The sequence below is a fragment of the Nonomuraea sediminis genome (genome assembly GCF_018531495.1).
In the GTDB taxonomy this organism is placed as follows: domain Bacteria; phylum Actinomycetota; class Actinomycetes; order Streptosporangiales; family Streptosporangiaceae; genus Nonomuraea; species Nonomuraea sediminis.
On the sequence record NZ_JAHDTI010000022.1, the window covers coordinates 26,997 to 38,710 of the forward strand.

General features: G+C 71.0%; 13 protein-coding genes. 6 read left to right on the forward strand and 7 right to left on the reverse strand.

The window, feature by feature from the left end; genetic code table 11:
- Window positions 1–17 precede the first annotated feature (17 nt).
- Window positions 18–1,004, reverse strand: coding sequence for an S-adenosylmethionine:tRNA ribosyltransferase-isomerase (locus KIK09_RS52930; RefSeq protein ID WP_214327218.1), 987 nt, complete (start codon window positions 1,002–1,004; stop codon window positions 18–20).
- Complete coding sequence (locus tag KIK09_RS52935) at window positions 1,001–1,657, reverse strand: SDR family oxidoreductase (protein WP_214327219.1); 657 nt, start codon at window positions 1,655–1,657, stop codon at window positions 1,001–1,003. Before KIK09_RS52935 ends, KIK09_RS52930 begins: the two co-directional genes overlap by 4 nt.
- Before the next feature lie 82 nt (window positions 1,658–1,739).
- Here KIK09_RS52935 and KIK09_RS52940 point away from each other — a divergent pair, with 82 nt between their 5' ends.
- Together KIK09_RS52940 and KIK09_RS52945 are read left to right on the forward strand one after the other, a co-directional pair.
- The gene (locus KIK09_RS52940) at window positions 1,740–2,855 is read left to right on the forward strand and encodes a GAF domain-containing sensor histidine kinase (RefSeq protein ID WP_214327220.1); all 1,116 of its coding nucleotides are present in this window, start codon (window positions 1,740–1,742) and stop codon (window positions 2,853–2,855) included.
- On the forward strand, window positions 2,855–3,478 hold the full coding sequence (locus KIK09_RS52945; RefSeq protein WP_250575266.1) for a response regulator: 624 nt from the start codon (window positions 2,855–2,857) through the stop codon (window positions 3,476–3,478). The genes KIK09_RS52940 and KIK09_RS52945 overlap by 1 nt, the downstream gene beginning before the upstream one ends.
- Here the strand turns inward: KIK09_RS52945 and KIK09_RS52950 are convergent.
- Window positions 3,459–4,178, reverse strand: a complete 720-nt coding sequence (locus KIK09_RS52950; RefSeq protein WP_308164830.1) for an Rv1486c family protein — start codon at window positions 4,176–4,178, stop codon at window positions 3,459–3,461. The genes KIK09_RS52945 and KIK09_RS52950 overlap by 20 nt on opposite strands.
- Window positions 4,179–4,243: 65 nt before the next feature.
- On the opposite strand from KIK09_RS52950, the gene KIK09_RS52955 reads away from it, so the two are divergent.
- The 4 genes from KIK09_RS52955 to KIK09_RS52970 all read left to right on the forward strand — a co-directional run bounded on the left by KIK09_RS52955 (window position 4,244) and on the right by KIK09_RS52970 (window position 7,099).
- Window positions 4,244–5,032 carry an ABC transporter ATP-binding protein gene (locus KIK09_RS52955; RefSeq protein ID WP_214327221.1) on the forward strand — a complete coding sequence of 263 codons (789 nt, stop codon included), beginning with the start codon at window positions 4,244–4,246 and terminating at the stop codon, window positions 5,030–5,032.
- Window positions 5,033–5,118: 86 nt separating this feature from the next.
- Window positions 5,119–6,042 carry an SPFH domain-containing protein gene (locus KIK09_RS52960; protein WP_214327222.1) on the forward strand — a complete coding sequence of 308 codons (924 nt, stop codon included), beginning with the start codon at window positions 5,119–5,121 and terminating at the stop codon, window positions 6,040–6,042.
- A 43-nt stretch (window positions 6,043–6,085) separates the two neighbouring features.
- Window positions 6,086–6,832 (forward strand): sulfite exporter TauE/SafE family protein, encoded by a 747-nt coding sequence (locus KIK09_RS52965; protein WP_214327223.1) that lies wholly within the window; start codon window positions 6,086–6,088, stop codon window positions 6,830–6,832.
- 30 nt (window positions 6,833–6,862) lie between these two features.
- Window positions 6,863–7,099, forward strand: a complete 237-nt coding sequence (locus KIK09_RS52970) for a DUF8836 family protein (RefSeq protein WP_214327224.1) — start codon at window positions 6,863–6,865, stop codon at window positions 7,097–7,099.
- Here KIK09_RS52970 and KIK09_RS52975 read toward each other — a convergent pair.
- The 4 genes from KIK09_RS52975 to KIK09_RS52990 form a co-directional block, all read right to left on the reverse strand.
- Complete coding sequence (locus tag KIK09_RS52975; protein WP_214327225.1) at window positions 7,078–7,878, reverse strand: NAD(P)H-binding protein; 801 nt, start codon at window positions 7,876–7,878, stop codon at window positions 7,078–7,080. The genes KIK09_RS52970 and KIK09_RS52975 overlap by 22 nt on opposite strands.
- Before the next feature lie 28 nt (window positions 7,879–7,906).
- Window positions 7,907–8,779 carry a Rieske (2Fe-2S) protein gene (locus KIK09_RS52980; RefSeq protein ID WP_214327226.1) on the reverse strand — a complete coding sequence of 291 codons (873 nt, stop codon included), beginning with the start codon at window positions 8,777–8,779 and terminating at the stop codon, window positions 7,907–7,909.
- Between the two features lie 63 nt (window positions 8,780–8,842).
- Complete coding sequence (locus KIK09_RS52985) at window positions 8,843–9,454, reverse strand: HD domain-containing protein (RefSeq protein WP_214327227.1); 612 nt, start codon at window positions 9,452–9,454, stop codon at window positions 8,843–8,845.
- Between the two features lies 1 nt (window position 9,455).
- A complete protein-coding gene (locus KIK09_RS52990; RefSeq protein ID WP_214327228.1) occupies window positions 9,456–11,639 on the reverse strand; it encodes a molybdopterin-dependent oxidoreductase in 2,184 nt (727 codons plus the stop codon).
- Window positions 11,640–11,714: the final 75 nt, after the last annotated feature.

The window sequence follows — 11,714 nt, forward strand, 5'->3', positions numbered from 1 at the left end:
CGCTACTGTGCCCCGTCCTATGCGCGTGCAGCCGACCCCAGGATCAAGTGGGAGTCGCCGAACTCGTGCCAGAGGTAGCCCTCCCGCAGTGCCGCCTCGTAGCCCCTGGTCAGGGCGGGTTCGCCGGCGATAGCCGACAGCATCATCAGGTGGGTGGAGCGCGGCTCGTGCAACCCGGTGATCAATCCGTCGACCACACGGACACCGGCGGAAGGGGTGACGAGGTGGGTGGTCCATCCGGAGGAGGGCCCGCCGTGTGCCACGGTTTCCAGCGCGCGGACCACCGTGGTGCCCACCGCGATCACCCGCCCTGCGTGCTCCACCTGGCGCCTGGTCCAGTCGGGGACCTCGTACCACTCGGCGTAGGGCGGCTCGTCCTTCTCCGGCGAGGCGACCCCGGTGTGCAGGGTGATCGGCGCGATCCCGATGCCCCTGGCCACCAGGGCGGTCACCAGGTCCGCGGTGAAGGGACGCGCGGCGCTGGGCATCTCGGCGCTGCCGGGCACGGTGCCGAACACCGTCTGGTACTCGCCCAGCGGCCAGTCGCGGCGCACGTAGGAGTACCGGATCGGCACGCCGTACTTGTCGAGATATTTCAGGACGTCCTGGTCGAGGGAGGCCCGCCACAGCCGGGGCGTCTCCCGCGCGAGCAGCCGCAGCGTGGCGCCGCCCGGCAGCGGCAGCCACTCGCCCGCTTCGCCGCCGTGATACGGCTCGGAGGCCTTGGCCGTACGGCGGCGCAGCTCGACCAGCCACGTCCCGTCCTCCCGCGCCGTGGAGAAGTGCACGGACAGCCGGTCGAGCCGGATCGCCGCGGGAATCGTGGCGGAGTTGTTGACCACCAGCAGGTCGCCGGGTTGGAGCAGCTCCGGCAGGTCGCGGAAACGGTGGTGCGTGGGTTCGCGTTCGCCGTCGGACACCAGGAGGCGCACCCCGTCCCTGACCGGGGGCGGCTCGTGCGCCGACAGCGTGTCCGGCAGCGCGAAGTCCAGGGCTGCGGTCATTGCAGGCTCACCCTGCCGCTCGCGGGCCGCGCCCTGACCAGGTCGTACAGCGCCGCCGCCACCTTGGCTGGGTCGGCGGCCTGCGCGGCCTCCTCGGCGCCGACCGCGTCGGCCAGCATCCTGGTGTGCATCTCGCCCGGGTCCACCCACCAGACCGCCAGGTCGGGCTCCTCGGCCGACAGCACGTTGGACAGCTGCTCGAGCGCCGCCTTCGTGGCGCCGTACCCGCCCCAGCCCTCGTAGGCGACGGTCGCGGCGTCGGAGGTGATGTTCACGATCGCCCCGCGCCTGGCGCGCAGCGCGGGCAGCGTGGCCTGGATGAGCGCCAGCGGCGCGGTCACGTTGGTCTCCAGCACCACCCTGAAGGCCTCGAGGGGGTATCCGGCCAGCTTGGGCAGCGGGGTCACGCCCAGGTCGCCGGCGTTGTTCACCAGCAGGTCCAGCTCGGGCACCGCGTCGGCCAGCCGTTCTATGTGGGCGGCCTCGGTCACGTCGCCAGGGATCGCCGTGGCGCCCAGCTCAGACGCGACGCGCCGCAGATCCTCCGCCCCGCGGGCGGTGAGCACGAGGTTCCAGCCCGCAGCCGCCATCGACCTCGCCAAGGCGAGGCCGAGACCGCGGGAGGCGCCGGTGATGAGTGCGGTGTTCGTCATGTCTCGAAGCTACGAACGGCGGCGGAAAGGCACATCGGGCTGCAGGTCTGGGCACTTGGACCTAGGACCATAGAGTGGGTCCGTGACGCCCGATCGAGACGAGATCCTGCAGGCCGTCAGCTCGGCCGTGCTCGCCGTCACCCGCCACCTGTCGGTGCGCGAGGTGCTGCAGGTCATCGTGCGTTCGGCGCAGCGGCTGCTGGACGCCCGGTACGCGGCGCTCGGCGTGCCCGACGAGGACGGGTCCTTCGCCGAGTTCGTCGCCGAGGGCATCACCGACAAGCAGTGGGACGCCATCGGCCCGCTGCCCCGCCAGCACGGCATGCTCGCCGCGATGCTCCAGGAGGGCGTGCCCGCCCGGCTGGCCGACGTGCGCAAGGATCCCCGCTTCGGCTGGTGGCCGAAGGCGCACCCGGTGATGAAGGACTTCCTCGGCGTCCCGATCCGCGACGGCGAGCAGGTGCTCGGCATCATCTTCCTGGCCAACAAGCGCACGCCCGGCGGCTTCACCCAGGAGGACCAGGAGCTGCTCACGCTGTTCGCCGCGCACGCCGCGATCGCCCTCATCAACGCCCGGCTCTACGAACGCGGCCGCGAGCTGGCCATGCTGGAGGAGCGCAACCGGATGGCCCGCGAGCTGCACGACGCGGTCACCCAGAAGCTGTTCTCGCTGCGGCTGACCGCGCAGGCGGCCTCGGCGATGCTGAAGAGCAGCCCGGACAAGGCCGAGGCGGAGCTGGAGCGGGTGCAGAAGCTGGCCGGGGAGGCGCTGGCCGAGCTGCGCGCGGTGATCGTCGAGCTGCGCCCGGCCGAGCTCGACAGGCACGGGCTGGCCGAGACACTGCGCAAGCACGTGCGGATGCTCGACCGGCTCTACCCCTCGCAGGTGAGCTTCGAGTTCGACGAGCTGCCGCCGCTCGACCCGGAGATCGAGGTCGTGGTGCTCAGGGTGGCGCAGGAGGCGCTGCACAACGCGCTGCGCCACTCCGGCGCCTCGCACGTGGAGGTACGGCTGGCCTACGAGGGCGGCAAGCTCGCCCTCACGATCACCGACGACGGCAGGGGCTTCGAGCAGGCCGACAGCCGCGGGCTCGGGTTGATCTCGATGCGTGACAGGGCGGAATCCGTGGGCGGAGCGATGACTGTCGGCTCGTCCCCCGGCGCGGGGACGATGGTTCGCCTGGAGGTGGGTGTCTGATGATCAGGATCGTGATCGCCGACGATCATCCCGTGGTGCGGCAGGGCCTGCGGACCTTCCTCGACCTGCAGGACGACCTCGAGGTCGTGGGCGAGGCGAGCGACGGCGCCCAGGCCGTGGAGCTGGTCGGAGAGCTGAAGCCCGACGTGCTGCTGCTCGACCTCAAGATGCCGGTGCTCGACGGCCTCGGCGCCCTCGGCAGGCTCTCCGGCACGGCCACCAGGATCGTGGTGCTGACCTCGGTGAGCGACCGTTCCGACGTGGGTCCCGCGATGCGCGCGGGCGCCTCCGGGTTCCTGTACAAGGACGTCGACCCGCCCGCGCTGGTGCAGGCCGTCCGGGCGGTGCACGGCGGGCAGGTGCTGCTCGCCCCCGAGGCGGCCGAGGCCATGATGGGCGGCAACGGCCCCGCGCCCGCCGTGCCGAACCCCGCGCCGCTGACCGAACGCGAGCGCGAGGTGCTCACGTTGATCGCGGCGGGCCGCTCCAACAGGGAGATCGCCAGGGCCCTGTCCGTGGCGGAGAAGACCGTGAAGACCCACGTGTCCAACGTGCTGATGAAGCTGGGCGTCCAGGACCGCACCCAGGCGGCCCTGTACGCGGTCAGGCACGGTCTGGCGTAGCCGGCTCGAAGATCGAGTGGTGGGCGGCCACCAGGGCCCTGCGGACCGCGCGGTCGAGCTCGCGCAGCGCCTCGCCGCGGGCGGCGATCTGGCCCGAGGTCAGTCCGCGCTCGTCGGCCAGCCGCACCACCGCGGCCAGCCTGCCCGCCAGCTGCGCAACCCGGTGGGCGCGCCCCGGGTAGCCGGGAGCCAGCTCTCCGCCCTCGAGGCGGCCAGGACGAGCCTGGACGGGCCCGTCCACCCCGGCCAGGGCCTCGGTGGCCGAGCGCATGGTGGCCGAGAGCTCCCGCTCGGCCTCGGCCAGCGACGGTAGGTCCTGCCGCACGGGTCCCGACTCGTGTACGGCCAGCCGTACGCCGACGTAGGACGAGCCGCGCACGTCAGGCTCGGGCACCAACCCCACGCACGAGTCGGCGAGCACGGCGATCACCGCCTCCCCGGCGTCGACGGCGGCCGAGTTGAAGGCGGGCGGGCCGGACAGGCCCAGGGGGTCGCCGGGAGCCGGGAGCGCCAGGCGGAGTTCGGTGAGGCCGGCCGCGCGCAGGTCCGCCAGGTAGCGGCGCAACGGCACCTCGCCCGCGACGGTGGGGCCGCAGGCGGCCTCCACCTGGTCAACGGCCTCGTCGAGGCCGGTGTGACCGCGGAGCCAGGCGTTCCCCCAGGCGACCAGGGCGGGGGATATGGGTGATTCAGAGGGCACCGATCCACGATAAGCGCTCTCCCTGCAATAGGTTTGTTCCCAGCGGTCGCAAGGGAGGTTCGGGGATGGGTGGTCAGGTGCTGCGGCTCCAGGACGTCGCCGTCAGGCGCGACGGGGCGGCCTTGCTGCGCGGCATCGACTGGACGGTCAACGAGGACGAGCGATGGGTCGTCGTCGGTCCCAACGGCGCGGGCAAGACCACGCTGCTGCAGGTGGCCGCCACGCTGCTGTATCCGAGCGAGGGCGAGGTCGAGGTGCTGGGCGAGCGGCTGGGTCAGGCCGACGTCTTCGACCTGCGGCCGAGGATCGGGCTGGCGAGCGCCGCGCTGGCCGAGAAGATCCCGCCGGAGGAGAAGGTCATCGACCTGGTTCTCACCGCCTCGTACGCGATCATGGGCCGGTGGACCGAGGAGTACGACTCCAACGACGTCACCAGGGCCGTCGAGTTGATCGACATGATGGGCGCGGCTCATCTGATCCGCCGCCGGTTCGGCACGCTGTCGGAGGGCGAGCGCAAGCGGGTGCAGATCGCCAGGGCGCTCATGCCGGACCCCGAGATGCTGCTGCTCGACGAGCCTGCCGCCGGGCTCGACCTGGGCGGCCGTGAAGACCTGGTGCGGCGGCTCTCGCTGCTCGCCGGCGACTACCGCTCGCCCACGCTGGTGCTCGTCACGCATCACGTGGAGGAGGTGCCGGTCGGCTTCACCCACGGGCTGCTGCTGCGGCACGGCTCGGTGGTGGCCCAAGGGCCGCTGGAGCACGTGATGACGCCCGACAACCTGTCACGCACGTTCGGGGTGCCGTTGACGCTCGAGCGCAACGCTGAGGGGCGCTGGTACGCCAGGGCGTACTAGATCGCTTTTGTTCGGTTACCGGCCGCTACGGGAGAAAAGCAAATATCATTTCGGATGTCGGGCCCCCGCGACTCCGGAGTGAAGCCATGACCACCGCGCAGCTCATCGTCGCCCTCGTCGTGGTCGCCGCGGTCGTCTTCGGTGTCGTCAGGACGGTCCGCATCATCCCGCAGGCCACGGCCGCCATCATCGAGCGCCTCGGCCGCTACCACCGCACGCTGGATCCCGGGCTCAACCTGGTCATGCCGTTCATCGACCGGATCAAGGACATGATCGACCTGCGCGAGCAGGTGGTCTCGTTCCCGCCCCAGCCGGTGATCACCTCCGACAATCTGGTCGTCTCCATCGACACCGTCATCTACTTCCAGGTCACCAACCCCAAGGCCGCCACCTACGAGATCGCCAACTTCCTGGTCGGCGTCGAGCAGCTGACCGTGACCACGCTGCGGAACGTCGTCGGCGGCATGGACCTGGAGCGCACGCTGACCTCCCGCGAGGAGATCAACACCGAGCTGCGCGGGGTGCTCGACGAGGCGACCGGCAAGTGGGGCATCCGGGTCAACAGGGTCGAGCTCAAGGCCATCGACCCGCCCACCTCCATCCAGGACTCGATGGAGAAGCAGATGCGCGCCGACCGCGACAAGCGGGCCGCGGTGCTGACGGCCGAGGGGCAGCGGCAGGCGGCCATCCTGGCGGCCGAGGGTGAGAAGCAGGCCGCCGTCCTGCGCGCCCGCGGCGAGGCGGAGGCCGCGGTGCTGCGGGCACAGGCCGAGGCGGAGGCGGCCGCCATGCGGGCCAAGGGGCAGGCGGACGCGATCGGCATGGTGTTCAAGGCCATCCACGAGGGCAACCCCGACCAGCGGCTGCTTGCCTACCAGTACCTGCAGACCCTGCCGGAGATCGCCAAGGGCGACGCCAACAAGATCTGGATCATCCCGTCGGAGATGGGCAAGGCCCTGGAGAACCTCGGCGGCCTGTTCTCCCCGCCCAAGGATTCCCAAGAGCGGTAGCCGTACAAGATCTCGAAAATCGCGTCCCCTAGGGTCTTGCCCCATGGGTCCTTGGGAAGCGGTCGCGGTTGTCGCCGCGGGTGTGTTGGCGGGCGGGATCAACGCGGTCGTCGGGTCCGGGTCGTTGATCACCTTCCCCACGCTGGTGGCGGTCGGGCTCGACCCCATCTCCGCGAACGTGTCCAACAACATCGGGCTCGTCCCCGGCTCCTTCACCGGGGCGTACGGCTACCGCGCCGAGCTCGAGGGGCAGCGGGAGCGGCTGCTCAGGCTGGGCGCCGCCTCGGCGCTGGGATCGCTGATCGGCGGCGTGCTGCTGCTGTTCCTTGACCCCAAGGTGTTCCACTACGTGGTGCCCGTCCTGATCGGGATCTCCTGCGTGCTCGTGCTGGTGCAGCCGAAGCTGAACGGGTGGCTGAGGTCGCCGCACAAGACGCACGGCGGGGTGGGGCTGTGGCTGGGCGTGCTCGGGGCCGGCATCTACGGCGGTTACTTCGGCGCGGCGCAGGGCGTGCTGCTCATCGGCCTGCTCGGCAGTTTCCTCGACGAGCCGCTGCAACGCGTCAACGGTGCCAAGAACGTGCTGGCGCTGGTCGTGAACGGGGTGGCGGCCGTGCTGTTCATCCTGATCGCGCCGGTGAACTGGTGGGCGGTGCTGGCCGTGGCGGTGGGCGCCGCCGTGGGCGGGGTCCTGGGCGCCAGGATCGGCCGCAGGATCCCCGCGCCCCTGCTGCGCGGCGTCATCGTGGCCGTCGGCGTCGTCGCGATTATCAAACTGGTGTACGGATAAATATCCGCCTTTCTGGGTATAAATCTGGACATGAAGGGTGATCGCGTGGAGATCGTCATCGACGCGGGCGGCTCCCCGCGCACCTACGAGGTCGTCGCCACTCGCGCCGGTCGGCGTGTCGAGGTGACCACACGACGCGGGCTGGTCGAGGTGAGCGAGGTCACACGCAGCGGTACCTCGGTCCGCACCGCGCGTTTCATGTCCAGCCGCATCCTGGCCCTGGTCGAACATCCCGCCGACGAGAATCAGCGGAGGTCGCCCGCGTGATCCTCCGCCCACCGGCGGAACGTGAGCGCCGGCCTGCCCAGCAGGCGCTCGACGGTCTCGGTCACCTGCTCGGGTGAGGTGACGAAGGCCTTCCAGCCCTCCAGCGCGGCCTCGACGAAGCCGGGGTCGCCCCAGGCGGCCAGCAGGTGCTCGCGGGCGACCTCGGGGGACAGGTCCTCCCAGCGCACCTGCCTGCCGATCACCTCGCCGATGGTCCGCACCTGGTCCTCCTGGCTGATCACCGCCGGGCCGCTCAGCTCGTAGGCCGCGCCGCCGTGCCCTGCCGAGGTGAGGGTGTGCACGGCCACGGCCGCGATGTCCTTCTCGTGGATCAGCGACCGCTTGGCCTGCCCGTACGGCCAGCGCACCACCCCCTCGCGGATCTGCGCGGCCCACGCCAGCGTGTTCGCGGCGAACCCGCCGGGACGCAGGAACGTCCAGCTCAGTCCCGAGCGCCTGATCAATTGCTCGACGTCCTGGTGGAAAGAGGTCCCGTTCGCCGACAGGTAGACGACGCGGCGGGCATGCCGGGCGATCCGCTCGATCACCGGGGCCGCGGCGCCTGCCTCGAAACCGGGCCAGACCAGGAAGACGCTCTCGACGTCCTTGAGCGCGCCGTCGATGCTCGCGGGGTCGGTGAGATCACCTTGTACGGCTTCGCCGGGCACCTTCGAGGGGTTCCTCGCCAGCGCGCGGACGTCCAGACCCGCCTCGGCCAGGGTGGAGAAAACGTGCTTGCCGACATTTCCCGTGGCGCCGGTCACAAGAATCTTGCTCATACCCCGACGCTAGAACCTGAAGCGAAGTTCAGGTCAAGCCCGGGCGCACCTGGATGGTGCCGTCGCGCCGGACCCGGGTCTCGAAGCAGGGGGCGGGGGCGGTCGCGGGGCCGTGCTTGACCGATCCGTCGGCCAGCCGGAACGTGCTGCCGTGCCACGGGCACACCACGCAGGCCTCGCCGTTCTCCACGACCAGCGTGCCCTGGTGGAGCGGGCCCGCCAGGTGCGGGCAGCGGTCGGCCAGCACCGTGACCCCGTCGCCGGTCCGCAGCACGAACAGCTGGATGTAGCCGAGCCGCCTGGCCACCGGCCGCCCCTCGGGCAGGTCCTTGATCGGGCACAGGTCGTGCCAGCCCAGCGGCACGAGGTGGGCGACCTGGGGAGCGTGGTTGGCGCCGGCCGCCTGCCGGTAGGCCAGGATCCCGCCCAGGTAGCCGCCGACCGTGGCCGCGCCGAGCCCCGCCAGCGACAGCGCCCGGCCCCGCCCGCCGTTCAGCCGGGAGACCAGCGAGGCGGAGTACAGGCCGAGCGCGCTCAGGTTGGCCAGCAGGTGCACGAACCCGACGCGCTGCTGCTCGCGGTGGAGGGAGGACCAGTCGGTGAGTCCTGCCGCGGCGGTGGGGGCCGCCGAGGCGATCCCGGCGGCGAGCAGCACCCGGGCCGCCCGGGGATCGGTGTCGGAGAAGTCGAGCACCGTCGAGGAGACCCAGAGACCCAGGCTCACCGTGGCCAGCGGCGGGTGCAGCGGCTTTCCGGTGGGCACGCCGTACAGGAAGTCGCGGATGCGGCCCCGGGGGAGCTTCGAACGGACCGCCCTGGCCAGCACCCGGATCGGCCCGTCGAAGGCCTTGGATTTCTCGAGCCGGTCGGTCAGCCCGACCGGCCCCACGAAACGCCGCAAGTGACGACGTGTCGCTCGTACAGTCTCTTTCACGACAAGTCACCTACCCGGGACACAACCGCGTCACTCGGACAGGTGACCCCGCGCGACCGACTGCTGGACCAGCTCGCGGGCGTAGGCGCCGAGCGACGGCGAGCCCTCCTCGATGATCTGCACCTTCTCCAGCACCTGCGAGGCCCGGACCTTGAACTGGCTCCACGTGCCGCCGTCGGTGTGGTGGTTGGCCAGGATCGGCGCGAACCTGTCGAGCGCCTTGGCGAAGCGGGCCTCCTGCGTCTGCCTGGCCTCGAACTCCGCCCACAGTTCTCGCAGCTCGGCGGCCTGGTTCTCGGGCAGCAGCCCGAAGATCCGCTCGGCCGCCGCCCGCTCCGCCTCCTCCTGGGCGGCCACCAGGCTCGGATCGTAGATGAAGGTGTCGCCCGCGTCGATCTCCACCAGATCGTGCACCAGCACCATCGCGACCACCCGCTGCAGGTCGGTCCCCGGTGGGGCGTGCTCGCCCAGGACCAAGGCCAGCATGCCCAGATACCAGGAATGCTCTGCGTCGTTCTCCCGGCGCGAGCCGTCCATCAGGAGATTGCGGCGGATGACCCGCTTCAACTTGTCGATCTCTACGGCGAAGGCGATCTGGGTGTTCAGGCGGTCCTCTTCTGGCGCGATAGTCACGCGCGACACCCTAATGTGCGGTGATCACACCGGTTGGCAAAATGCTGACCGGAACGCCGTTGAACACGGCATTGCCCGAGGGCACGTCCACGGCCGATTCGTCGGTCAGGATGTTGACGCTGACCCCCGCGTGCTCGGCCGCCACGCTCTGGCTGCTGCCGCCGTGGCCCCAGCCGTGCGGCAGGCTGACCACCCCCGGCATGATCGTGTCGGTCGGTTCGAGCGGCACCGTGACCTCGCCGGTGGCCGAGCGGACCACGGCGTGGCCGTCGAGCCCGAGCCTGGCCACGTCGGCCGGGTTGATCTGCAGCGTGCAGGTGTTGCTGCCGCCGACCAGCGGGGGCACGTTGTGCAGCCAGCTGTTGTTGGAACGCAGGTGCCTGCGCCCGATCAGCACGATGTCGGGCGGCTCCTCCTCGAGCCGGTCGCGCAGCCGCTGCACGTCCTCGACGAGCTGCGGCGGGGCCAGCTCGATCACTCCCGAGGCGGTCTTGAGCACCTCGGCCAGCCGCGGCTGCAGCGCGCCCAGGTCCAGGCCGTGCGGATTGTCCAGCAGCGTCTTGAGCGACAGCTCGCCCTTGCCCGACCACTCGCCGTAGGGGCCGAGCCTGAGCATCAGGTCGAGCCTGCGTTCGGCTCCCGTCTCGCCCTCGAGGATTTCCCGCAATTCGGATATGTCACGACCTTCGATCCCTGATCCGGGGGTGTCCACGGCCTTGCGGAGCATCTGGTCGATCACGAACTCGTCCAGGTCGCCCTCCAGCCCCGAGGCGATCATCGCCAGCCTGGCCAGGATCTGCGCCTCCGACGGCCGGTCGTCGGCGAGCGGCAGCAGCGGCGGGGAGTACCTGGCGTAGTTGCGGACCGCGAAGCCGAGCAGCGCGAAGTCGTAGTGCCCCGCCTGCAGCATCCGCGGTGGCGGCAGGATCACGTTCGCGTGCCTGGTCGTCTCGTTGAGGTACGGGTCGACGCTCACCATGAAGTCCAGCGTCGCGAACGCCCGGTCCAGCCTGGCCCCGTGCGGCGCCGACAGCACCGGGTTGCCCGCCACGGTCACCAGGAACCTGATCTGGCCCTCGCCTTCGGTCTCGATCTCGTCCGCGAGCGTCGCGACGGGCAACTCGCCGTTGCACTCGGGCAGGCCTCGCACGCGGCTGCGCCACCTCCCCGTCGTGTACGGCCGGCGGCCCGCGCCGAACTCCGTGGCGGGCTTGGGGAACATGGCGCCGCCGGGGCGGTCCAGGTTGCCCGTCAGCACGTTCAGCACGTCGACGAGCCACTGGGCCAGCGTGCCGAACTCGGCGGTGCACGTGCCGATCCTGGCGTAGACGGCCGCCGTCCTGGCGCCTGCCAGCTCGCGGGCCAGCCGTACGATCGTCTCCGCGGGGACGCCCGTGCGGCGGGCGGCCACCTCCGGCGGGAAGTGCTTGGCGGCCTCCCTGACCTCGTCGAGCCCGTTGACCTCGTGGCGGATGTCGACCAGGTCCTCGGCGAGCAGCGTGTGGACCAGGCCGAACAGCAGGTAGGCGTCCGAGCCAGGGCGGACGAAGACGTGCTCGTCGGCCAGCGCGGCGGTCCTGGTGCGGCGCGGGTCGACCACGACCAGCTTGCCGCCGCGCGCCCTGATCGCCTTGAGCCTGCCGGGGAAGTCGGGCGCGGTGCACAGCGAGCCGTTGGACTCCAGCGGGTTCGCGCCCAGCATCAGCAGGTAGTCGGTGCGGTCCAGGTCGGGCACGGGGACGGCCAGCGGGTGGCCGAACATCAGGCCGCTGGCCACGTGCTTGGGCATCTGGTCGGCGGTGCTCGCGCTGAAGATGTTGCGGGTGCCGAGCGACTTGATCAGCGGGGCGGCGTAGAGCTGGCCGGCCATGCTGTGGGCGTTGGGGTTGCCCAGGTAGACGCCGACGCCCCGGCGGTCGGCGACCCTGCCGAGGGCCTGCCTGACCGTGTCGAAGGCCTCCTCCCAGCTCGCCTCGCGCCACAGGTCGCCCTCGCGGATCAGCGGCTTGCGCAGGCGGTCGGGGTCCTCGTCGAGCCTGCCGAGGCTGGCCCCCTTCGGGCAGATGAAGCCCCTGCTGAACGGGTCGTCCCGATCGCCCCTGACGCTGGTCACATGCCCGCCCTCGTCCAGGGTGAGCGTCAGGCCGCAGACGGCCTCACACAGGGGACAGGTCCGGTGGACGGTCGACGTCATCGCCACTCCTGAGTTCGTCGGCTGAACTCATCTTGTACGGCGGACCCGCAATAGTGAAGCGCCTTTTCCGCCGTA